Origin of the sequence: Limnohabitans sp. T6-5, from assembly GCF_003063315.1 — a bacterium.
In the GTDB taxonomy this organism is placed as follows: Bacteria; Pseudomonadota; Gammaproteobacteria; order Burkholderiales; family Burkholderiaceae_C; genus Limnohabitans_A.
In genome coordinates this window covers 450,562-472,741 of record NZ_NERV01000002.1, presented here as the reverse complement: position 1 = coordinate 472,741, position 22,180 = coordinate 450,562, and the positions used below count along the sequence as shown (strand labels likewise).

General features: G+C 60.1%; 20 protein-coding genes. 11 read left to right on the top strand and 9 right to left on the bottom strand.

The window, feature by feature from the left end; all coding sequences use genetic code 11:
* Positions 1-35: 35 nt before the first annotated feature.
* Together B9Z51_RS07865 and ylqF are read right to left on the bottom strand one after the other, a co-directional pair.
* Entirely contained in the window at positions 36-944 is a 909-nt protein-coding gene (locus B9Z51_RS07865) for a tripartite tricarboxylate transporter substrate binding protein (protein ID WP_158272848.1), read from the bottom strand.
* A gap of 112 nt (positions 945-1,056) precedes the next feature.
* Positions 1,057-1,983 carry a ribosome biogenesis GTPase YlqF gene (gene ylqF, locus B9Z51_RS07860; RefSeq protein WP_108373449.1) on the bottom strand — a complete coding sequence of 309 codons (927 nt, stop codon included), beginning with the start codon at positions 1,981-1,983 and terminating at the stop codon, positions 1,057-1,059.
* A gap of 256 nt (positions 1,984-2,239) precedes the next feature.
* Between ylqF and B9Z51_RS07855 the strand changes: the two genes are divergently transcribed.
* The 3 genes from B9Z51_RS07855 to B9Z51_RS07845 are packed head-to-tail and all read left to right on the top strand — an operon-like array spanning position 2,240 to position 4,847.
* Positions 2,240-3,667, top strand: a complete 1,428-nt coding sequence (locus B9Z51_RS07855) for a cytochrome ubiquinol oxidase subunit I (RefSeq protein ID WP_108373447.1) — start codon at positions 2,240-2,242, stop codon at positions 3,665-3,667.
* Positions 3,664-4,668, top strand: coding sequence for a cytochrome d ubiquinol oxidase subunit II (gene cydB / locus B9Z51_RS07850; RefSeq protein ID WP_108373445.1), 1,005 nt, complete (start codon positions 3,664-3,666; stop codon positions 4,666-4,668). The genes B9Z51_RS07855 and cydB overlap by 4 nt, the downstream gene beginning before the upstream one ends.
* Positions 4,665-4,847 carry a DUF2474 family protein gene (locus B9Z51_RS07845; RefSeq protein ID WP_108373443.1) on the top strand — a complete coding sequence of 61 codons (183 nt, stop codon included), beginning with the start codon at positions 4,665-4,667 and terminating at the stop codon, positions 4,845-4,847. Before cydB ends, B9Z51_RS07845 begins: the two co-directional genes overlap by 4 nt.
* Before the next feature lie 118 nt (positions 4,848-4,965).
* Here B9Z51_RS07845 and B9Z51_RS07840 read toward each other — a convergent pair whose 3' ends face one another.
* From B9Z51_RS07840 to B9Z51_RS07820, 5 genes are read right to left on the bottom strand one after another with little or no spacing between them, the layout of a single operon-like run.
* Positions 4,966-5,442 carry a DUF2269 domain-containing protein gene (locus B9Z51_RS07840; protein ID WP_108373441.1) on the bottom strand — a complete coding sequence of 159 codons (477 nt, stop codon included), beginning with the start codon at positions 5,440-5,442 and terminating at the stop codon, positions 4,966-4,968.
* Positions 5,439-5,801, bottom strand: a complete 363-nt coding sequence (locus B9Z51_RS07835; protein ID WP_108373439.1) for a DoxX-like family protein — start codon at positions 5,799-5,801, stop codon at positions 5,439-5,441. The genes B9Z51_RS07840 and B9Z51_RS07835 overlap by 4 nt, the downstream gene beginning before the upstream one ends.
* Complete coding sequence (locus B9Z51_RS07830; RefSeq protein ID WP_108373437.1) at positions 5,789-6,685, bottom strand: NAD-dependent epimerase/dehydratase family protein; 897 nt, start codon at positions 6,683-6,685, stop codon at positions 5,789-5,791. The genes B9Z51_RS07835 and B9Z51_RS07830 overlap by 13 nt, the downstream gene beginning before the upstream one ends.
* A complete protein-coding gene (locus tag B9Z51_RS07825; RefSeq protein ID WP_108373435.1) occupies positions 6,682-7,200 on the bottom strand; it encodes a thiol-disulfide oxidoreductase DCC family protein in 519 nt (172 codons plus the stop codon). The genes B9Z51_RS07830 and B9Z51_RS07825 overlap by 4 nt, the downstream gene beginning before the upstream one ends.
* Positions 7,197-7,754: a GbsR/MarR family transcriptional regulator gene (locus B9Z51_RS07820; RefSeq protein ID WP_108373433.1), complete on the bottom strand. Its 558-nt coding sequence runs from the start codon at positions 7,752-7,754 to the stop codon at positions 7,197-7,199. The genes B9Z51_RS07825 and B9Z51_RS07820 overlap by 4 nt, the downstream gene beginning before the upstream one ends.
* 128 nt (positions 7,755-7,882) lie before the next feature.
* Between B9Z51_RS07820 and B9Z51_RS07815 the strand changes: the two genes are divergently transcribed.
* The 3 genes from B9Z51_RS07815 to B9Z51_RS07805 all read left to right on the top strand — a co-directional run bounded on the left by B9Z51_RS07815 (position 7,883) and on the right by B9Z51_RS07805 (position 12,146).
* A complete protein-coding gene (locus B9Z51_RS07815) occupies positions 7,883-9,946 on the top strand; it encodes an ATP-dependent DNA helicase RecQ (protein ID WP_233254878.1) in 2,064 nt (687 codons plus the stop codon).
* A gap of 356 nt (positions 9,947-10,302) precedes the next feature.
* Positions 10,303-10,797, top strand: a complete 495-nt coding sequence (locus B9Z51_RS07810) for a hypothetical protein (RefSeq protein WP_108373429.1) — start codon at positions 10,303-10,305, stop codon at positions 10,795-10,797.
* Positions 10,798-10,970: 173 nt separating this feature from the next.
* Entirely contained in the window at positions 10,971-12,146 is a 1,176-nt protein-coding gene (locus B9Z51_RS07805; protein ID WP_108373427.1) for a YbfB/YjiJ family MFS transporter, read from the top strand.
* A gap of 16 nt (positions 12,147-12,162) precedes the next feature.
* On the opposite strand, the gene B9Z51_RS07800 is transcribed toward B9Z51_RS07805, so the two are convergent.
* Positions 12,163-12,867: a VOC family protein gene (locus tag B9Z51_RS07800; RefSeq protein ID WP_108373426.1), complete on the bottom strand. Its 705-nt coding sequence runs from the start codon at positions 12,865-12,867 to the stop codon at positions 12,163-12,165.
* Positions 12,864-13,415, bottom strand: coding sequence for a C40 family peptidase (locus B9Z51_RS07795; RefSeq protein WP_108373424.1), 552 nt, complete (start codon positions 13,413-13,415; stop codon positions 12,864-12,866). The genes B9Z51_RS07800 and B9Z51_RS07795 overlap by 4 nt, the downstream gene beginning before the upstream one ends.
* Before the next feature lie 122 nt (positions 13,416-13,537).
* On the opposite strand from B9Z51_RS07795, the gene B9Z51_RS07790 reads away from it, so the two are divergent.
* From B9Z51_RS07790 to lpdA, 5 genes are all read left to right on the top strand, one after another.
* Entirely contained in the window at positions 13,538-14,143 is a 606-nt protein-coding gene (locus B9Z51_RS07790) for an isochorismatase family protein (RefSeq protein ID WP_108374849.1), read from the top strand.
* 157 nt (positions 14,144-14,300) lie between these two features.
* On the top strand, positions 14,301-16,199 hold the full coding sequence (locus B9Z51_RS07785; protein ID WP_108373422.1) for a propionate--CoA ligase: 1,899 nt from the start codon (positions 14,301-14,303) through the stop codon (positions 16,197-16,199).
* Positions 16,200-16,408: 209 nt separating this feature from the next.
* On the top strand, positions 16,409-19,276 hold the full coding sequence (locus tag B9Z51_RS07780) for a 2-oxoglutarate dehydrogenase E1 component (protein WP_108373420.1): 2,868 nt from the start codon (positions 16,409-16,411) through the stop codon (positions 19,274-19,276).
* Positions 19,277-19,320: 44 nt separating this feature from the next.
* Positions 19,321-20,574 carry a 2-oxoglutarate dehydrogenase complex dihydrolipoyllysine-residue succinyltransferase gene (odhB, locus tag B9Z51_RS07775; protein WP_108373418.1) on the top strand — a complete coding sequence of 418 codons (1,254 nt, stop codon included), beginning with the start codon at positions 19,321-19,323 and terminating at the stop codon, positions 20,572-20,574.
* Between the two features lie 60 nt (positions 20,575-20,634).
* Entirely contained in the window at positions 20,635-22,062 is a 1,428-nt protein-coding gene (gene lpdA / locus B9Z51_RS07770) for a dihydrolipoyl dehydrogenase (RefSeq protein WP_108374847.1), read from the top strand.
* The last annotated feature ends 118 nt before the right edge of the window (positions 22,063-22,180 follow it).

The following is a 22,180-nucleotide window of genomic DNA, read 5'->3' as shown; positions in this document are numbered from 1 at the left end:
TTGGCGCCGGTTTGCTGCACGACATGGCCCCACTTTTAGGCCTCGGCGCTCAGGTAGGCGTCGAGCGTGGGGCGGTCCATGCGCACGGTCTCCAGCGACTGCGCGGCAAAGCCTTCGTTCAGGGCCTTGTTTTGCAGGATCTTGTTGATTTCGGTGTTGACGCGGTCAAGCACTTCACGCGGTGTGCCTGTGGGAGCCAGCATGGCGAACCAGGTGTTGGCCTCAAAGCCCGGGTAGCCCAATTCGGCCACGGTGGGCACATCGGGCAGGGCGCTGCTGCGCTTGCTGCTGGTCACGGCCAAGGGCCTCACTTTGCCCGCTTTGGCCAGTTGAACCACGGGCGGAATGGAGGTGGAACCCACGGGCACCTGGCCGCTGACCACGGCGTTGGCCGCCGAGGCCGGTGCGTGAGGGACGTGCAGGATGTCCACTTTGGCCAGGTTGCGGAACAGCAATTCGGCCCCCAGGTGGGTGGTGGTGCCGTTGCCCGAGGAGGCGTAGCTGAGCTTTACGGTGGGGGCCAGCGCCAGCAGTTCCTTGAGGCTGTTGGCCTTGACTGAGGGGAGCACATAGATGATGTTGGGCGAAACGGCGGCCATGGCCACACCGGTGAGTTCTTTGCCGACGTCGTAACCGGCCTTGCTGTAGAGCGAAGGATTGACCGAGTAGGCCACGCTGTGCATGAGGAAGGTGTAGCCGTCAGGGGCTGAGCGTGCCACGGCCTGCGTGCCGATGTTGCCGCCTGCGCCGGGGCGGTTTTCGATCACCACAGGCTGGCACATGGCCTCGGACAAGGGCTGGCCCAAGGCGCGGGCCACGATGTCGGTGGAGCTGCCCGGTGGGAAGGCCACCACGATCTTGATGGATTTGTCAGGGTAGGCTGCTTGCGCAGTACCGCTGACCAGTGCCAATGCCGCGATCCACCACGGGATTGAAGTTTTCAAGGGCCGTCTCCTTGGCAGTGCATCTGCCTCGGCGCATCCTAGATGAAAAAAACAAGCGGCCGTGTCACGCTTGAGGCTGGTGGCGCACCCAAGCGACCGCTCTAGCAGCCTTTCACTTGCGTTGTGGCTTCTTGGCTTTGTCGGTGGCCTCTTTGCGCACGGCCCGCTCTGCATCCGCCTTTTTGCCTTCGGCCAGCCATTTCGCAAATTCTTGTGGGGTTTCCAGCGTGAGGCGGCCCATAGCGGCTGCACGGAAGTCGTGAATCACCAGGTGTGCGGCTTTGGTGGTGTTGACGCGTCCGCCGCTTTGCACAGCGCCGCGCTGGCGGCCAATGGCTTCGAGCAAGGTTTCGTCGGTGTGGCTGGCCACGTCGGCGATCTTGTAGCGGTCCGTCAGTGCCTGCGGATAGTTGGGGATCAGGTAGTTCAGCAGTTCCAGCGCCACGACTTCTTCGTCAAACGCGTTCACGCCAATCGCACCGCTGGCGGCCAGGTTGTAGCCACTTTGCTCAACGATGATGCGCGGCCACAGCACGCCGGGGGTGTCGTAAAGGTAGAAGTCATCGGCCAGGGCAATGCGCAACTCTTGTTTGGTCACACCCGCTTCGTCGCCCGTCTTGGCGGCACGTTTGCCTTTGAGGGTGTTGATGAGGGTGGACTTGCCCACGTTGGGGATGCCGCAAATGAGCACGCGCATGGGCTTGACCATGCCGCCCCGATTGGGTGCGAGTTGCCTGCAAGCGTCGATCAGCGCTTTGGCGGGCGAAGTCATGCTGGTGTCCAGACCCAGGGCGCTCACGCCGGGCATGGCGTTGTAGTGGGCCAGCCACTGCTGGGTGCGTGCCGGGTCGGCCAGGTCTTGTTTGCTCAGGATTTTGAGGGCAGGTTTGCCCTTGATCAGCTCGGCCAGCATGGGGTTGGCGCTGGAGCCAGGCAAGCGGGCGTCGAGCATTTCGATGACGACGTCAATTTCTTTGATGCGTTCCCCGATCGCTTTGCGCGTGAGGTGCATGTGTCCGGGGAACCATTGAATCGCCATAAATGCTGTTGCCGAAAGGGAAAGAACCAAAGGGGTGATTGTCGGGCAGTTCGGGGCTGGTCTTGAGCGGTAGTCATTTTGCGGGGTACCGCACAAAAACTGCAGCTTGCCCACGGTCACTCCCGCATCGCACACTGTGGGGGGACTTTTGCAGCGTCTACCTTGTCCAGAGGGTGTATGGACGAAAAAGATTTTTCATCCATAGACTTGTTAAAAAGCGACCGTCTATTCAGTAGAAATTCTAGAAAGACATCCCATGCTTCAATTTCCCGACGCCTTGCTGTTGGCACGCATTCAGTTTGCCTTCACGGTCAGCTTCCATTTTTTGTTCCCGTCCATCACCATTGGCCTGGCGAGTTATTTGGCGGTGCTCGAAGCTTTGTGGCTCAAGACGGGGCGCGCGGAGTTCATGGACTTGTTTCGCTATTGGGTCAAGATTTTTGCGCTGGTGTTTGGCATGGGTGTGGTGTCCGGCATCGTCATGTCCTACCAATTTGGCACCAATTGGGCGGTTTTCTCGGACAAAGCCGGGCCCATCATTGGCCCACTCATGGCGTATGAGGTGCTGACCGCCTTTTTTCTGGAAGCGGGCTTTTTGGGGGTGATGCTGTTTGGCATTCGGCGCGTGGGCAAGCACCTGCATTTCCTGGCCACTGTGATGGTGGCGCTGGGCACGGTTGTCTCGGCATTCTGGATTTTGTCGGTCAACAGCTGGATGCAGACACCCGTCGGCTACGCCATGAACGCCCAGGGGCAATTCATCAGTGCGGGCAGCTGGCTGGCCATCATCTTCAACCCGAGTTTTCCTTACCGCCTTTTGCACACCGTGTCGGCCGCCTACCTGACGACGGCCTTCATCGTGGGCGGTGTCGGTGCCTGGCACTTGCTCAAGGACCGGACCGATCCGCGTTCGCGCATCATGTTTTCGATGGCGATGTGGATGGCCACGCTGGTGGCGCCCGTGCAAATTGTGTTGGGCGATCTGCATGGCCTCAATACTCTGGAACACCAACCGACCAAAGTCATGGCCATGGAAGGCCACTACCAGAGCCACCCGCAAGGCGCGCCGCTGATTTTGTTCGGCATCCCCAACAGTGCTGACCAGCGCGTGGACTACGCCCTGGAAATCCCCAAGCTCTCGTCGCTGATCCTGCGGCACGACCTGAACGCGCCCTTGGCCGGTCTGGACACTGTGGCACCCGATCTGCAACCGCCGGTGGGCGTGGTCTTCTGGGCGTTTCGCGTCATGGTCGGCTTGGGCTTTTTGATGGCGGGTTTGGGGCTGTGGAGCCTGGTCACCCGCCTGCGTGGCCAACTCTATGAGAACCGCGCGCTGCACCGAATGGCATTGGTCATGGGGCCTTCGGGCTTGGTGGCGGTGCTGGCGGGCTGGATCGTCACCGAGGTGGGGCGCCAGCCTTGGACCATTTATGGCCTGCTGCGCACCAGTGAAGCGGTTTCGCCCTTGGCGGCACCGGCTGTGGCCGTGTCGCTGGTGGCTTTCGTGCTGGTGTACTTTGCGGTGTTTGGGGCTGGCGTGATCTACATCCTCAAGTTGATGGGCAAACCGCCCGCCGCCCACGAGCCCGAGCCGCCCCCCATTCCGGTGCGCAGTGCGGGCGTGACCCCCGCTGCCGCGATGCGCCCCGACGCCTTGTTCACCGACATGAGGAGCGAGACATGACCTGGGACCTGACCCTCCTTTGGGCGCTGATCATTGCGGTGGCCGTTTTCATTTACGTCGTGCTCGACGGCTTTGACCTCGGCATTGGCATTTTGTTCAACCTCTTCAAGGTCGGCCACGACCGCGACACAGCCATGAACAGCATTGCCCCCGTTTGGGACGGCAATGAAACCTGGCTGGTCATGGGCGGTGGCGGTTTGCTGGCGGCTTTTCCGTTGGCCTATGGGGTGATTTTTTCCGCGCTGTACGCGCCCATCATCGCCATGCTGTTGGCGCTGGTTTTCCGGGGCGTGGCGTTTGAGTTTCGCTGGCGCGACCCAGCGCACCGCCACTTTTGGGACTTGGCGTTCACCGGGGGATCTGTGCTGGCGGCCATGGCCCAAGGTGTGGTGCTCGGGGCCTTGTTGCAAGGCATTGCCGTCAGCCACCGGGCTTATGCCGGGGGCTGGTGGGATTGGTTGACGCCGTTTTCACTGCTCACGGGTGTGAGTGTGGTTGTGGGCTATGCCTTGCTGGGAGCGACTTGGCTGATCCTCAAGACCGAAGGCGGCTTGCAGTTACAAGCCCGGACCCTCGCCTGGTGGTTGGGCGCGGGCACCTTGCTGGCCATTGGCTGGGTCAGTCTGGCGACCTTGTTTTTGAGCGCGGATTATTTTGACAAATGGTTGCGCTGGCCGGCCATTGGCTGGGTGGCCCCCGTGCCGGTGTTGGTGGCCGCCGCCAGCTTGGCCTTTGTTCGCAACCTGAAGGCGGGCCGCGAGCTGGCGCCCTTTTTACTGACGCTCTTTGTCTTTTTGTTGTGCTTTGTAGGCTTGTGCATCAGCATTTTTCCGTACGTTGTTCCCGGTGCGGTGACTTTCCAGGAGGCCGCCACCGAGCACAGCAGCCAAGTGTTCATGCTGGTCGGCACGGCGGTGGTGTTGCCCCTGATCTTGGCTTACACCGCCTGGTCGTACTGGGTTTTTCGCGGCAAGGTCAACGCCGAGGGCTACCACGCATGACGCGGCCACGCTGGGCATGGGGGCGGGTTTGGCGCTGGACCGACAGTGTGGCCCTGCCAACGGGCGAGACGCCTGCGCCGCTGTGGCAGCGTGCGCTGTGGTTTTGGGGTATTTGGCTCGCCAGTGTGGCGGCTCTGTTGGTGGTGGCGCTGCTGCTGCGCTGGTTTTTGCGGCCTTGATCAGGTCCTGATGGTCATCACCCACCCGACACCTCGTCTCGGAGACGATCACGTTGAAGACTGCCTCAGCAACGTCCGAATGGACAATCCCCGTTGAGTCGTCTATCTCTGCGCTGCATCAGTTCCAGAGCGCAGGCTTGGCCACCATCAGATAAAAAACGCCAACCATGCTGACAAAGGCGGGGTAGCCCAACCCCTCCCACCAACGGCGATAACGTTCATAACTGTCTGGCAGCGCCGATCCATGGGCATGGGCGGTGTGTGCCATTTTGGCCATCTGGATTTGCAACCAGACCACGGGCAACCAGCAAATGCCCGCAAACACATACAGCGCCAATGACAAGGCGATCCAGGGTGTGGTCAGCGGAAATTGAGCCAAATAGACCATGACAAAACCTGTCACGGGCTGGATGATGACCGTGGGTGTCGTGAACCACCAATCGGCGCGAACACACAAGCGGCTGACTTCGGCTTTGACTTCCACGCTTCGCGTACGGTTCGCAAAAAACAGGTAATAAGCCGATCCGAAACCGGTTCCCACCAGCACCACCGATGACAGGATGTGAACGTATTTGAGCAGGAGGTAGGTGTTCATGATTTTTCGGCACGAATGAGTACATAGAGCATGGCAGCGATCGGGATGTTCTTGAGCAAAGGCCCCAGGGGGTGCAACCACAGTGAGGGGCTGAGCAGTGTGGCAATCAAAGTCATCAGGCACATGCTGGCCATGGCGATGCCGTAAACGCTTTTGCGCGGAGCCCACCACAGCGCAAAACCCAGCAAAAAGTCGAGTCCTGCACCGCTCCAGATGAGGGTGTCGATCCAGAACCTGTTGCTTAAACCTGCGCTCTTGAGCAAGTCGGCGCTTTGTCCGTGCAGTTCAAAGAGGCTGACCACGCCCGTGATCAGCCAGACGGCCACCAGGCTCAAGCGCAAAGTTTTCAGTGGTTCCATGCCTGGCTCCAGAAATGTTGAATTGGCAATGGCGCATGGCCGAGAAGCAGTGCAAATGCGCCTGAGTTGCTGACGTTGTCTTTGGCCAAAAGTGCCTGCGTTTCGCTGCACCACGGAATGGCGGGTATGCGGTCGCCGATGCTGACACTCAGACGGGTCAAGCACTGGGGCAAAGGCATGACGCGAGCAGGTTTGAGGTTTTGCTGTTGTCGCAAGCTGGCGATGAATGCGGACAAGCTCAGTGCTTGCGCACCCACGCATTCGATCAGCGGTTCGGCGCTCTGGTGGGCGACCAGCCAGGCCACTGCGCTGGCCAAATCCTTGACGGCCACGGGCTGCACCTGTGCAGTCAACACGGCCTGCGGGAGCAGCAGAACAGGCAGTTTTGAAAGCTGGACAAACAGCTGACTGCTTTGCCCCCCTTGGCCGAACACAATGCTGGGCCGCAGCACGGTGGCGTTCACTTGGGCGGATGCGTGCAAGCTCAGCAGGTGCTCGTCTGCGGCGCGTTTGGTGCTGGCGTATCGGGTGGCGTTGCCCTCGATGCCCAGGGCAGAGATTTGAATCACCCGCAGCGCTTGGCGGCGTTGTTGACCGGCCACACTACAGGCGTCAAACAAGGCGATGGGCGTTTTGCTGTGCACGGCTTCAATGGGGCGGCGTGAACTATCGCGCAGCACGCCGACGGCATTGATCACGGCGTCAATGCCTTCGAGCCGTGGCAGCCATGCGGCGACAGAGGTGTCTTGTGCGTAATCGACCCGCAGTTGGTTGTGCGCATTGCGCACTGACCCTGCGCCCACCACTGTGTGGCCCTGCGCTTGCAGCGCCACGCGGATGTGGCGGCCTAAAAAACCACTGGCCCCGCAGAGCAAGACTGTCATGGGCGGACCTCTTTGGCCGTGGTTGAATGCAGCGAAATGTCACAAGCGCCGTCTTTGCAAGCCTGGCTGTTCGCCCATGCTGTCTTGGCTTGACGCTGAAGTTGCCGGTGGGTCAGGGCATTGAACAGTTTGTGGATGCCCAGGCCAGACAGGATGTAACGGTTGCGCACAATCCATGGGTACACCCGTTCCGCAAGCGGCTTGGCAAACGCAAATGCGCGGGCGATGGTTTGCAACTGCGCGGCGCGGTAGCAGACCACAAACACGTCTGTGGATTTGAGCCATTGGCCTTGCGCATCCCTGGCGTGAATGCAGTTCATCAGTGTCGCTTGGTCAAATGGCAAATCGCTCGCATCAAACTGGGGTGAGGAACAGTCCAGCATTTGCAGGTTGCCGTTTTTGTCTCTGGCGCTGAGATTTTCAATTTCGCTGCGGCACAGGCGGCATGAATGGTCGTAATAGACCGTGATCGGCAAAAGGGCCTGATTAGGGGTGGTGAAAATGGCTTGTTTCATGATTTTTCTCCTGGATTTCCTCTGATCATTGACTGCACTTTGGCACCCAGCTTCATCACTTTGAGCAGGGTCGAAGGCTCGAGTCGCAGCATTTCCTCGGTCCAGCTGTTGAGCGTTTCCATCAGGGCCAGGCTCTCTTTGACACGCAATTGGCTGGACTTGTCTTCCGCGTCAAAGGCGCTGTCGTTGACCACATCGCGCAGCAAACTGATGGTCGGATCGAACTCGCGCTGCTTGCGTTGCGCCACGATGGTGCGAAACAGAGCCCATACGTCGGAGCTGGTTTCGAAGTGATCGCGCCTGTCGCCCATGAGGTGAACCACGCGAATCAGGTTCCAGTTTTGCAATTCCTTCAAGCTGTTGCTGACGTTGGAGCGTGCGACGTTGAGCGTGTTTGAAATGTCATCGGCCGCCATCGGTGTGCCGGTGAAGAAGAGCAAAGCATGAATTTGCGCGACGGTGCGGTTGACGCCCCAGCGTGAACCCATTTCGCCCCAGTGCAGGACAAAACGTTCAGCCAGTGGTGAGAGAGGAGCTTGTGTGTCGTTGGTCATGGGTGAATTCTGTTTATGTCTGAAATTTCTGTCAAGACAGAAATAAAGAAAATGGATGCATTTCAAAAAATTGTTTCAACCCAGACGATTCATCGACAAAATCAGCGCTGTCAAAAAGGGAGCGCGCCATGCCACAAGAGAACACATCCCGCGACTTTGCGGAGCACCACATGCATGCCATCCTGGCCCGTTTGGCCGGGCCAGGCGCGGTGCCCAGGGCGGATCAGGTGGACGCCGTACACGCCGTGCTGCAACCGGCCTCGCGCGTGCTGGTGGTGCAGGCCACGGGCTGGGGCAAGTCGGCGGTGTACTGGGCGGCCACGCATGCGATCCGCAGCACGGGCGCTGGCCCCACGCTGGTGGTTTCGCCGCTTTTGGCGCTGATGCGCGACCAGGTGAGCGCGGCCGAGCGGGCGGGCCTGAAGGCCGCGACGGTCAACTCCACGAACATCGACGATTGGGACGATGTGTTCCAGCGGCTGGACGAGGACGCCATCGACGTGCTGCTGGTCTCGCCCGAGCGGCTGGGCAACCCGCGCTTTGCGGCGCGGCTGGGCGCTTTGCTGGCCCGGGTGGGCCTGATCGTGATCGACGAGGCGCATTGCATCAGCGATTGGGGTTTTGACTTTCGGCCTGACTACCAGCGGCTGGCGCGGGCGCTTTTGTCCACGCCAACAGCCAGCGTGCTGGCCACCACGGCCACAGCCAACGAGCGGGTGACTTTGGACATTGGCAAGCAGTTGGGCCCGAACACGGTGACCTTTCGCGGCACGCTGGCGCGCACCTCGCTCACGCTTTCGGTGGTGCCGGGCTTGTCGCCCTTGCAGCGCTATGCCTGGATTGCTGACGCGCTGGAGCAATTGCCCGGCTCGGGCATTGTGTATGTGCTGACGGTGGCCGAGGCCGAGCGACTGACCGCGTTTTTGCGCAGCTGCGGCCATACGGTGGATGCCTATTCGGGCCAGATCGACGCCGACACGCGCTTGAAGGTGGAAGACCGTTTGCGCCACAACCAGGTCAAAGCGGTGGTGGCCACCTCGGCGCTGGGCATGGGTTACGACAAGCCGGACCTGGGTTTTTGCGTGCATATGGGCTCGCCCTCGACCCCGGTGGCCTATTACCAGCAGGTGGGTCGGGCGGGCAGGGCGGTGGCGCATGCCGAAGGGGTGCTGCTGCCTTCCGACGCAGACGAGCGCATTTGGGATTACTTCGCCACCGCGTCGATTCCTGAGCCGCATACGGCGGCCAAGGTGTTGCAAAGCCTGGGTGGTGATGCACGCAGCCTGATCGAGATCGAAGCCGACACGGGCGTGCGAAGAGGGCGGCTGGAGGCGCTGCTGAAAATTTTGGCGGTGGAGGGCGTGGTGGACAAAGACGGCACGGCCTGGCGGGCCACGGGTGTGCCCTATGTGCACGACACCGCCAAGTGGACGGCGCTGGCCCAGGTGCGCCAGCAAGAGGCCGGCATCATGCGCCAGTATGCACACGGTGCGGGTTGCCTGATGGCGTATTTGCAAACCGCTCTGGACGACCCGTCGCCTGCACCTTGCGGGCGGTGTTCAGTCTGTACTGGGCATGTGCCGTTTCCGGGCTTGACGCCCTCACAAGACAAATTGATCGCAGCACGCAACTTCTTGCGCGGCATGGACGTGGACATCGAGCCACGCAAACGCTGGCCCGCCGGGGTAGGGCGCAAAGGGGCGATTCGCGGCTTTGATGTGGGCCGCGCTGTGGCCTTTGCCGATGACCCGGGCTGGGTGACCGAGCTGCAGGCTTTGCGCCTGAACCCCGGTGATGTGCCGCCCGATTTGCTGGCCGGGGCCGTGGCCACGCTGGGACGCTGGGCCAAGACCTGGCCTGCGCGCCCGGTGTGCGTGGTGCCGCTGCCCGCGCCCGACATGACGGCCAACCGCGTGCTGGCCGAGCACATTGCGCGCAAGGGGCGCCTGCCGCTGCACGATGTGTTCAGCTGGCACGGCGGGCCTGCGCCTGACGACACCGCATCCACACCCGTGGTGGCGCATCTGGAGTCGGCCATTCGGTTGGCTGACGATGCGGAACTGCCGAACGGCCCGGTGCTGCTGGTCGCCAGCACAGTGCGTACCCGCTGGGCTGCCACGGTGGCAGCGGCACGGTTGCGCGAGCAAGGCGTGAGCCAGGTGCTGGTGCTGGCTTTGCATTTGCAGCCTTGAGCAACCGACAAAGCAAAGATTTTTTGTAGAAGCGAACAGGCGATGGTTTTGCCTTTGTAGGAGCCCAACCTGTGGGCGATGGCATTCCTTGGCGGTGTGCATGAAAATCGCCCACGGGGGAGGGCTCCTACAAAAATCCGTCCAAGGCAATGGTTTTGGCGAGAGAAAATTTTCTACAGGCGATGTTTTTGTCTTCGTAGGAGCCCACCCTGTGGGCGATGGCTTGCCTTGGCGGTATGCATGAAATCGCCCGCGGGGTGGGCTCCTACAAAAAATCTTCCCATGCTTGGTGATCAAGACTTCAAGAGGTTGAATGCATAAGGCATGATCGCCATCCCTCTTTTCTCCAACGAACCATGACCGACGACACACACGACACACCGCTGCTGCAAGAACCCCGCCTGTGGCAGGACGAGCATTGGACCGCCAAAGTCATCAAAAATGAAGATGACGACGGTTGGGCGGTGGCGATGTACAAGCAAGGTGAGTCCGAGCCTGCATTGGTTGGCCCCTGGACCATGGGCCGCGACAAGAAGAACCCCAAGCCATTGGACGGAACGGCTTTCATTACCTTGGTCAAGACCGCCAGCGAGTTCGTGCGTCGCAGCGAACAGCAGCTGCACGCCCAACTGAATCAGAGCGTGACCGTGAACGGCAAAGACAGTCGGGTGACTGTGTTCTTGCGCATCGTGCCCGATGAGGACAACCCCTACGCCGTGCTGAGTGCGCAGGATGACTCTGGCGATACTCTGGCCGAGTTCAAGGTCGATGCCGGTTTCAAGCTCAATCGCCAAAGTGCGCAGGCCTGGGTGGATGCTGAATTTGCCAAACCGGGCAGTGGGCGACGATAAGCGCTCACGCTGTATCTGCCATGTCGGAGTCTTCGACCTCCGACCTAAGAAACACGAGCTGTCATGGCGGCACGGCCCTGTCTTGGTGTCTACAGACTCATTGCGCGGCTTGCTTCACAATCGGCGGTCTGGCGGCTGCATCCACCGCCGTTTGCCACGATATATCGCAACACATGAGCACTGACGCATCGCACCTCAAACCCTGGCAAGTCATCATCGGTGGCATTTTTGGTCTGGTGCTGACCATTGGTCTGGCGCGTTTTGCCTACACCCCTTTGCTGCCCGCCTTGCAATTGCAAACCGGGCTGAACGATGCCAGTGCGGGCGCTTTGGCGGCCATCAATTACGCGGGCTACATCTCGGGCGCGCTGGCCGCCGCCTGGATCGATGATGTGCGTTGGCGGCATCGGCTCTACAGCATGGGGCTGTGGATGTCTTTGTTCACCGTGGCTGGCATGGCTTTGTCGACCTGGATGCCAGCCTGGGCGCTGTGGCGTTATTTGGGCGGGTTGTGCGGGGCCACCGGCATGTTGCTCGGGGCAGGGCTGGTGCTGGGCTGGTTGATGCGCCAAGGGCGGCGGCCTGAGCTGGGGGTGCATTTCATTGGTCTGGGGCTGGGCATTGTGGTGTCGGCCGTCGGGGTTTGGGGCGTCTCGAAAATCTGGACACTGTGGTCATCGCAGTGGCTGGCGATGGCGGCCATTGGGCTGGTGTTTTTTGTGCCGGCCTGGTTTTGGAGGCCGCCTGTGCCGCCTGCAACCGCAGCCAGCAGCGCAGCCGATGCGAGCAACAAGGTGTCGCGCCGCTGGATGTTGACCATGGCGGGCAGCTATTTTGCGGCGGGTTGGGGCTTTGTGATCAGTGCCACTTTCACTGTGGCCATTGTGGAGCGTGAACCGGCTTTGGCCGGGCAGGGCGCCTTGGCCTGGGCGCTGGTGGGCCTGGCGGCCATGCCTGCGGTGTTCTTGTGGGACAAGGTGGCGCGGCGCTGGGGCGATACGCGGGCTTTGCTGCTGGCCTTTGGCTTGCAGACGCTGTCCGTGATCTTGCCTGCCGTGTCGGGCTCGATGGCCGCAGCTTTGGGCGGCGCCATCGGCTATGGCGCCACGTTCATTGGCATCGTGAGCTTGACGCTGGCGCTGGTGGGCCGCCGGGCTCCCCAGAACCCGGGCAAAGCCATGGCCAGACTGACCTTGAGTTACGGCGCCGCGCAGGTGATCGCGCCTGTGGTGGCTGGGGCCATGGCGCAAGCCACGGGCACGTTCAGAGGGGCGCTGTGGCTGACGGCGGCGGTCATGGCAGCGGGCATGGCGCTCTTGGCCACATTGCCCAAGGACGAGCAGGGCTGAAGCGCCTGTGTGGGACTCAAATGCCCAGGCTTTGCAATTGCACCAGGCCTTTGGGTGTTTTGAGCGTGGCCACCAAATTGGCGGGGCCGGTGTCGATGGCCATACCACTCAGGCCGATGGCTTCGTAAGCCGCTTGCAGCTTGGGTCCGCTGGGGTGGCTGATGGCGATGCTTTGCAGTGTCACGCCCGAACGTGGCAGGCTGTTGCGCGGGTGCAGGCGCAGGGGGTCCGTGGCTTCGGGCTTGCCCCATTGGATGAGTGTGGGCAGACAGCCATTGAACAGCCGTTCGCCGTCTTCGCGCACCGTGATTTGCCAGTTGAGTGTGCCTTTGTTGGTTTTGCGGCTGGCGTGCACGATTTGGCCGCGCTCAATGCCCTGGGTCCGCAAGGTGTGGCGGGCGGTCTTGATGTCCTCGGTGCTGGTGACAAAGGTGATCAGACGCGGTTCCTGAGCCACAGCCTTTTGCAAAGCCTTGTCGTCCATGTCAAACCAGCGTGCCACGGATCCTTTGGGGGCCGGGGCGTCGGGGTTGATGGCGATGATTTCAAAATAGGCCAGAGGGTGTGCTGGCGAGGCGATTTTGAACAAACGGTTGTGGGTGCCGTATTTTTCGTGTTCACCACCAGCCGCCGGGGTGATGCCCAAGGTGGCTTCGCACCACGCTACGCCTTGTTCCAGTGTTGAGGCCATGACCACGAGGTGGTCGATTTGTGTCTTCATGGTTTGGATGATTCTGCGTCCAGCGGCACCCTGCGGGCGCCGTTGAAGCGGTTTTGCCAATAGGCACTGCGCATGTCGTCCACTTTGACGGATTTACCCGACCTGGGCGAATGGATGAATTTGCCATCGCCGATGTAGATGCCAACATGGCTGAAGGCGCGCTTCATGGTGTTGAAAAACACCAGATCGCCGGGTTGCAGTTCACTGCGGTCAATCACGTCGGTGCTGCGCGCTTGTTCTTCGGCGCGCCGTGGCAAAAGCTGGCCCACAGATTTTTCATAGAGATGGCGCACGAAGCCGCTGCAATCAAATCCCGAGGTTTCGCTGCTGCCACCGCGCCGGTAAGGCACGCCCAGCAAGTCCATGGCTTGAGTGATCAGGCCTGTGGCTTGATCACTCGCGGTGTCTTTGGCGTTGTAGAGATGGTCTGTCAATTGCGACACCAAACCCTTGTCCACCAAGGATTTGAGGGCCTCGTCGTCTTGAGGCGCGGCCAAGGCGCCCGAAGACAAAGAAAGCCAGAAAAGTAACAGGGTGAACCAACGCATAAGCTTTGAGCATAACGGATGTTCTCAACGGCAATCAATGCACGCTGGATTTGCTTGAGGGGGTCAGAAAATACGGTGTAGTGGGCGCCTGCGACAATCTGGCCATCAAAGATGGGGGTTTTATGTTGATTGATGTTGAAGAATGCCAGTTGGTGTTGGTGGATTTGCAGCCCAAGCTCAAGCCTGTGATGTTCGACGCTGAAAGTGTGTGGGCCAATGCTGCCAAGCTGGCCGAGTTGGCGGCGGCTTTGGATGTGCCGATCTGGGGAACAGAGCAAAACCCTTCACGCTTGGGCGAGTTGCCCCCGGAGATGCGAATGCATTGCCGCCAAGTGTTGGCCAAGATGCAGTTCAGTGCGGTGGAAGAGGGCTTGGGTGAATGGCTGCAACCTGGGCCCCCCCAAGCGCCCCGCGGCAATGCCCGCAGCTTGCCGCGCCATTTGCAAAAGCCCCAGGCCGCAGCTCAGGAGCGCAAAAGCATTGTGCTGGCAGGGTGTGAAGCCCACATTTGCCTCATGCAAACCGCATTGGATTTGCTGGAAGACGAGTTTGAGGTCTGGGTCGTGACCGATGCCTGCAGTTCACGCACCGAACGCAACCGTGATGCAGCGTATGACCGTCTTGCAGGGGCTGGGGCCGAGCTGGTGACCGCAGAGATGCTGGCCTTTGAATGGATTCGCAGCGCGGAACACCCGGACTTCAAATTGCTGCAAAGCTTGTTCAAATGATGGGGCACGGCAAACTTTGTGGGTCACAGTCTTGTGACTGACAAAGTCAGCTTGTTGCAAGTCCTTTGCCCATAATTATGAATTCAGAAGAGTGGGGTGTCGGGTTTCCAGTGACCCCACTTGATGGATTCATTTTTTCGGTATTCAGGAGACCTTCATGGCCAGCTTTGCTGACTTTCACGCACGCTCGATCAACGACCGCGACGCATTCTGGGCCGAGCAGGCCAAATTGGTGGACTGGAAAGTCCAGCCGCAGCAAATCTGCGATTACAGCAACCCGCCGTTTGCCAAATGGTTCGTGGGTGGTCAAACCAACCTGTGCCACAACGCCGTGGACCGCCACCTGGCCGAGCGTGCTGACCAGCCTGCATTGATCTTTGTTTCGACCGAAACCGATCAGGAAAAAACTTACACCTTCCGTGACCTGCATGCCGAAGTGCAACGCATGGCCGCCATCTTGCAAGACCTGGGCGTGGTCAAGGGCGACCGTGTGCTGATTTACATGCCCATGATCGCTGAGGCCGCGTTCGCCATGCTGGCTTGCGTGCGCCTGGGGGCCATCCACTCGGTGGTGTTTGGCGGTTTTGCCTCGCACTCACTGGCCACCCGCATTGAAGACGCTTCGCCCAAGGTCATCATCAGCGCCGACGCAGGATCGCGTGGCGGCAAGGGCGTGCCTTACAAGCCGCTGCTCGACGAAGCCATCAAGCTGTCGGCTCACAAGCCTGCCAACGTGATCATGGTCGACCGCAAACTGGCCCCATTCACACCCGTGGCAGGTCGCGATGTGGATTACGCCACCGAACGCGCCAAGCACATGGATACTGTGGTGCCTTGCGAGTGGGTCGATGCCACCCACTCGAGCTACACGCTTTACACATCTGGCACCACCGGCAAGCCCAAAGGCGTGCAGCGCGACACAGGCGGCTACACCGTGGCACTGGCCGCCAGCATGCCGCACATCTTCCAGGGCAAACCTGGTGGCACATTCTTCTGTACCAGCGACATTGGCTGGGTCGTGGGCCACAGCTACATCATTTATGGCCCACTGATCGGCGGCATGGCCACCATCATGTACGAAGGCCTGCCCATCCGTCCTGACGGTGGCATCTGGTGGAGCCTGGTTGAGAAATACAAGGTCAACGTGATGTTCAGTGCACCCACGGCCATCCGTGTGCTGAAAAAGCAAGACCCCGCGCTGCTCACCAAATACGATCTGTCCAGCTTGCAAGCGCTGTTCCTGGCAGGCGAGCCACTGGACGAGCCCACCGCCAAGTGGATTTCCGAAGGCCTGAACGGCAAGCCGATCATCGACAACTACTGGCAGACCGAAACCGGCTGGCCGATTTTGAGCATCTGCAATGGCGTGGAAAAAGCACCGAGCAAGTTCGGCTCGCCCGGCAAAGCCATCTACGGTTACAACGTCAAGCTGGTCGACGACCAGACGGGTGAAGAGCTGACCGGCGCCAACCAGAAGGGCGTGTTGACCATCGAAGGCCCGCTGCCTCCCGGCAACCTGCAAACCATTTGGGGTGACGACGACCGTTTCGTCAAGACTTACTGGAAAACCGTGCCCAACAAGCTGGTCTACAGCACTTTTGACTGGGCGGTGCGCGACGAAGACGGTTACTTCTTCATTCTGGGTCGCACCGACGACGTGATCAACGTGGCCGGTCACCGTCTGGGCACCCGCGAGATCGAAGAAAGCATTTCCAGCCACCCCAACGTGGCCGAAGTGGCGGTGGTCGGTGTGGCCGATCAGCTCAAAGGTCAAGTGGCCATGGCTTTTGCCATCGCCAAAGACACATCTGGACTGACCGATGCTGCGGCACGTCTCAAGCTGGAAGGCGAAGTCATGAAAGTGGTGGATTCGCAGCTCGGCGCTGTGGCCCGTCCATCGCGTGTGTTCTTTGTCTCGGCTTTGCCCAAGACACGCAGCGGCAAACTGCTGCGTCGTGCCATCCAGGCTGTGGCCGAAGGTCGTGATCCTGGCGATCTGACCACGATGGACGATCCCGCTGCATTGCAGCAGATCGTCGAATTGATCAAGGGCTGATGACCACAGACCCCGCCTATGGCGGGGTCTTTTTTCATCGGCACTTCTTGAACCTGTAAGTTTGATATCGGTGAACCCATGGCACAATGCGAAAGTTACTCAGGCCCTTCCTTAGCCACAGTCGCATCCGCCAACCGGTCAAGCCGTGTCGCGGAAGGTAATACTCAACCAACTTATGTTTCCCAGAGGGAAACGGAGGTCAGCGAAAAATGAGCGAGACAAATTCCGTCTACGCTGCCTATTCAGGCAACACCCACCTTTTCGGAGGTAACGGCCCGTACGTCGAAGAGATGTATGAAAACTACCTGGCCAACCCAGGCAGCGTGCCCGACTCCTGGCGCGAATACTTCGACGCCCTCCAGCATGTCCCCGCAGTTGACGGCTCCAATGCCAAAGACGTGCCTCACATGCCCGTTATCAACGCTTTCGCAGAGCGCGCCAAAGCAGGCGGCACCAAGGTCGTCATGGCCAGCGAAAACGTCGAAATGGGCCGCAAGCGTACCGCTGTGCAGCAGCTGATCGCCGCTTACCGCAACGTCGGCCAGCGCTGGGCCGATCTGGACCCGCTCAAGCGCACCGAGCGCCCCAACATCCCTGACCTCGATCCTGCTTTCTTTGGCTTCACCGACGCTGACCAGGAAACGGTGTTTGACACCAGCAACACCTTCTTCGGCAAGAACAACATGTCCTTGCGCGAGTTGCTCAATGCGCTGCGCGAAACCTACTGCGGCACGATCGGCGCCGAGTACATGTACACCACCGAGCAGGCTGAAAAGCGCTGGTGGCAGCAAAAGCTGGAAAGCATCCGCAGCAAGCCGAACTTTGGCGCTGACAAGAAAAAGCAGATCCTCGACCGCCTGACCGCAGCCGAAGGCCTGGAGCGCTACTTGCACACCAAATACGTGGGTCAAAAGCGTTTCTCGCTCGAAGGCGGCGAGAGCTTCATCGCCGCGATGGACGAACTGATCCAGCAAGCGGGCCTCAAAGGCGTGCAGGAAGTCGTGATCGGCATGGCTCACCGTGGCCGTCTGAACGTGCTGGTCAATACCATGGGCAAGCTGCCTGCTGACCTGTTTGCCGAGTTCGACCACACCGCCCCTGAAGACCTGCCTGCCGGTGACGTGAAATACCACCAGGGCTTCAGCTCCGACGTGAACACGGCCGGTGGCCCCGTTCACCTGTCGCTGGCGTTTAACCCCTCGCACCTGGAAATCGTGAACCCCGTGGTGGAAGGCTCCGTGCGCGCACGCATGGACCGCCGCAACGACCCGCTGGGCCAGCAAGTGCTGCCAGTGCTGGTGCACGGTGACTCCGCTTTCGGCGGCCAGGGCGTGAACCAGGAAACCCTGGCACTGGCCCAGACCCGTGGTTATTCCACAGGCGGCACCGTCCACATCATCATCAATAACCAGATCGGTTTCACCACCTCTGACCCCCGCGACATGCGCTCGAGCGTGTTCTGCACCGACATCGTCAAGATGGTCGAAGCGCCCGTGCTGCACGTCAACGGTGACGATCCCGAATCGGTCGTGCTGGCCACCCAGCTGGCACTTGAGTACCGCATGACCTTCCGCAAGGACGTGGTGCTGGACGTGGTCTGCTTCCGCAAGCTGGGCCACAACGAGCAGGACACCCCTGCGCTGACCCAGCCGCTGATGTACAAGAAAATCAGCGCACATCCTGGCACCCGCAAGTTGTTTGCCGACAAATTGGCCACACAAGGTCTGGGCGAAACCCTGGGCGACGACATGGTCAAGGCTTACCGCGCTGCTTTGGACGCAGGCAAGAACACAACCGAGCCTGTGCTGACCAACTTCAAAACCAAGTTCACCGTGGACTGGGCGCCTTACATGGGCAAGAAGTGGACCGACGCCGGTGACACGTCCATCCCATTGGCCGACTGGAAACGTCTGGCCGAGAAGATCACCACCATTCCTGAGTCGGTCACACCGCACCAGCTGGTCAAGAAGGTTTATGACGACCGCGCAGCCATGGGCCGTGGCGACACGCCAGTAGACTGGGGCATGGGCGAGCACATGGCTTTCGCATCCTTGGTGGCCAGCGGCTACCCTGTGCGTTTGTCGGGTGAAGACTGCGGTCGTGGCACGTTCACGCACCGCCACGCCGTGATTCACGATCAAAAACGTGAGAAGTGGGACACCGGCACGTACGTGGCCCTGCAAAACGTCTCGGACAAGCAGGCACCGTTCGTCGTCATCGATTCGATCCTGTCTGAAGAAGCCGTGCTTGGCTTTGAATACGGCTACGCCTCGAACGACCCGAGCACTTTGGTGGTCTGGGAAGCCCAGTTCGGCGATTTTGCCAACGGCGCACAGGTGGTCATCGACCAGTTCATCGCCTCCGGTGAAGTCAAGTGGGGCCGCGTCAACGGCCTGACGCTGATGCTGCCACACGGCTACGAAGGTCAAGGCCCAGAGCACAGCTCGGCCCGCGTTGAGCGCTTCATGCAGCTGGCTGCCGACACCAACATGCAGATCGTGCAGCCCACAACGGCCAGCCAGATCTTCCATGTGCTGCGTCGCCAGATGGTGCGTGACCTGCGCAAGCCGCTGGTCATCTTCACGCCCAAGTCACTGCTGCGCAACAAAGACGCCACATCGCCGGTGTCCGAGTTCACCAAGGGCAGCTTCCAGACCGTGATCGCTGAAACCAAGGACATCAAGGCCGATAAGGTCAAGCGCGTTGTCGCTTGCTCGGGCAAGGTCTATTACGACCTGGTCAAGCACCGTGAAGCCAAGGGCCTTGACGATGTGGCGATCATCCGTGTGGAACAGCTCTATCCGTTCCCGCACAAGGCGTTCGCTGCCGAGATCAAGAAGTACTCCAACGCAACCGACATCGTGTGGTGCCAGGACGAACCCCAGAACCAGGGTGCCTGGTTCTTCATTCAGCACAACATCCACGAGAACATGCTCGAAGGTCAGAAACTCGGTTATGCCGGTCGCGCAGCGTCCGCATCGCCAGCGGTGGGTTACTCACACCTGCACCAGGACCAGCAAAAAGCATTGATCGAAGCTGCCTTCTCGAAGCTTAAGGGCTTCGTGCTGACCAAGTGATCTACCAGAACAACCTAGCGTTTAACTTTTAAAGAGAATTCAACATGGCTATCGTAGAAGTCAAAGTCCCCCAACTGTCTGAGTCCGTGGCGGAAGCCACCATGCTGCAGTGGAAAAAGAAAGTCGGCGAAGTCGTCGCTGCTGACGAAATCCTGATCGAAATCGAAACCGACAAAGTCGTGCTCGAAGTGCCTGCACCTGCGGCTGGCGTGATCTCCGAAATCATCGTGGCCGACGGTGGCACTGTGGCTGCAGAGCAGCTGATTGCCCGCATCGACACCGAAGGCAAAGCCGGTGCAGCCGCTGCTGCCCCAGCCGCCGCTCCTGCTGCTGCACCAGCAGCTGCCCCCGTGGCCGCTGCTGCTGCCACCGGTGGCAACATGGCCGGTGTGGCCATGCCCGCTGCTGCCAAGCTGATGGCTGACAACAACCTGGCCTCTGGCTCGGTGGCCGGTTCCGGCAAAGACGGCCGTGTCACCAAGGGTGATGTGTTGTCCGCTGTGGCTGGTGGCGTCAAGTCCACAGCCGCTGTGATCCCCACCGGAGTGCCCGCCAAGACCCTGCCGCAAGTCTCGGCGCCAGCCGTGGCTTTGGGTGACCGCCCAGAACAGCGCGTGCCCATGACCCGTCTGCGTGCTCGCGTGGCCGAGCGTTTGCTGCAATCGCAGTCAACCAACGCCATCCTGACCACTTTCAACGAAATCAACATGGCCCCGGTCATGGACATGCGCAAGCGCATGCAAGAGCGTTTCGAGAAGGAACACGGCGTCAAGCTCGGCTTCATGAGCTTCTTCGTCAAGGCTGCCGTGCACGCCCTGAAGAAGTTCCCCGTGCTCAACGCCTCGGTGGACGGCAATGACATCGTGTACCACGGCTACTTCGACATCGGTATCGCTGTGGGTTCCCCGCGCGGTTTGGTGGTGCCAATTTTGCGCAACGCCGACCAGATGAGCTTTGCCGAGATCGAGAAGAAAATTGCTGAATTCGGCGTCAAGGCCCGTGACGGCAAGCTGGGCATCGAAGAGATGACCGGTGGCACCTTCTCCATCTCTAACGGCGGCACCTTCGGCTCGATGATGTCGACTCCCATCATCAACCCACCTCAGTCGGCCATTTTGGGCGTTCACGCGACCAAAGACCGCGCCATGGTGGAAAACGGCCAAGTCGTGGTTCGCCCCATGAACTACTTCGCCATGTCGTATGACCACCGCATCATTGACGGCCGTGAGGCTGTCTTGGGCCTGGTGGCCATGAAGGAAGCGCTGGAAGATCCAGCACGCTTGCTGTTCGACATCTAAATCCCCTTGTTTTGAATGCCCCCTGTCAAGGGGGCGTTTTTCATCCTGAAGACAAACACCATGAGCAAACAATTTGACGTCGTCGTCATCGGCGGTGGCCCCGGTGGCTACATAGCAGCCATCCGCGCTGCACAACTCGGTTTCCAAGTCGCTTGTATCGACGAGTGGAAAAACGCAGCCGGTGGCCCAGCGCCCGGCGGCACTTGTACTAACGTGGGTTGCATCCCCTCCAAGGCTTTGCTGCAGTCCAGCGAGCACTTTGAGCACGCCAACCACCACTTTGCTGACCACGGCATCACCGCCACGGACGTGAAGATGGACGTGGCCAAGATGATCGCCCGCAAAGACACCGTCGTGAAGCAAAACAACGACGGCATCTTGTACCTGTTCAAGAAAAACAAGGTCACCTTCTTCCACGGTCGTGGCAGTTTTGCGGGCAAGGCCGAAGGCGGTTACACCCTCAACGTGGCGGGCAAGACCGAAGAGTCCATCACGGCCAAGCAAGTCATCATCGCCACCGGCTCCAACGCCCGTGCGCTGCCCGGCACACCGTTTGACGAAGTCAACGTGTTGTCCAACGACGGCGCGTTGCGCGTGGGTGCTGTGCCCAAGAAGCTGGCCTTGATCGGTTCCGGCGTGATCGGTCTGGAGATGGGCTCGGTCTGGCGTCGCCTGGGTGCAGAAGTCACCATCCTCGAAGGCCTGCCCACATTCTTGGGCGCGGTGGACGAGCAAATCGCCAAGGAAGCCAAGAAGGCTTTCGACAAGCAAGGCCTGAAGATCGAACTCGGCGTGAAAGTCGGCGAAATCGTCAATGGCAAGAACGGTGTGACCGTCAACTACACCAACGCCAAGGGCGAAGCCATTGTTTTGGATGCTGACAAGCTCATCGTCTCTATCGGTCGCGTGCCTAACACGATTGGTTTGAATGCCGAAGCCATTGGCTTGCAGCTCGACGAGCGCGGTGCCATTGTGGTGGACGGTGAATGCAAAACCAACGTCCCCGGCGTTTGGGCGGTGGGCGACGTTGTGCATGGCCCGATGCTCGCGCACAAAGCCGAAGAAGAAGGCGTTGCTGTGGCCGAGCGCATGGCTGGCCAACACGGCCATGTCAACTTCAACACCATCCCTTGGGTCATCTACACCAGCCCCGAAATCGCTTGGGTGGGCCGCACAGAGCAGCAGCTCAAGGCCGACGGCGTGGCTTATAAAGCTGGCACATTCCCGTTCCTCGCGAACGGCCGTGCACGCGCTTTGGGCGACACCACCGGCATGGTGAAGTTCTTGGCCGATGCCACGACCGACGAAATCCTGGGCGTGCACATGGTGGGCCCACAGGTGTCAGAGTTGATTTCTGAAGCTGTGGTGGCGATGGAATTCCGCGCCAGCGCTGAAGACATCGCACGCATTTGCCACGCTCACCCCAGTTTGAGTGAAGCGACCAAGGAAGCAGCTCTGGCCGTGGACAAGCGCACCCTGAACTTCTAAGCCCATGACCCGTTTGTGGCTGCGGCCCCGGATGAGTTGAGTTAAAGTTCTTGCATCCCCAAAACCCGGGCATTGTCCCGGGTTTTTTTCCGGGTTTTGTTTTGAAGTCGAAGATCGA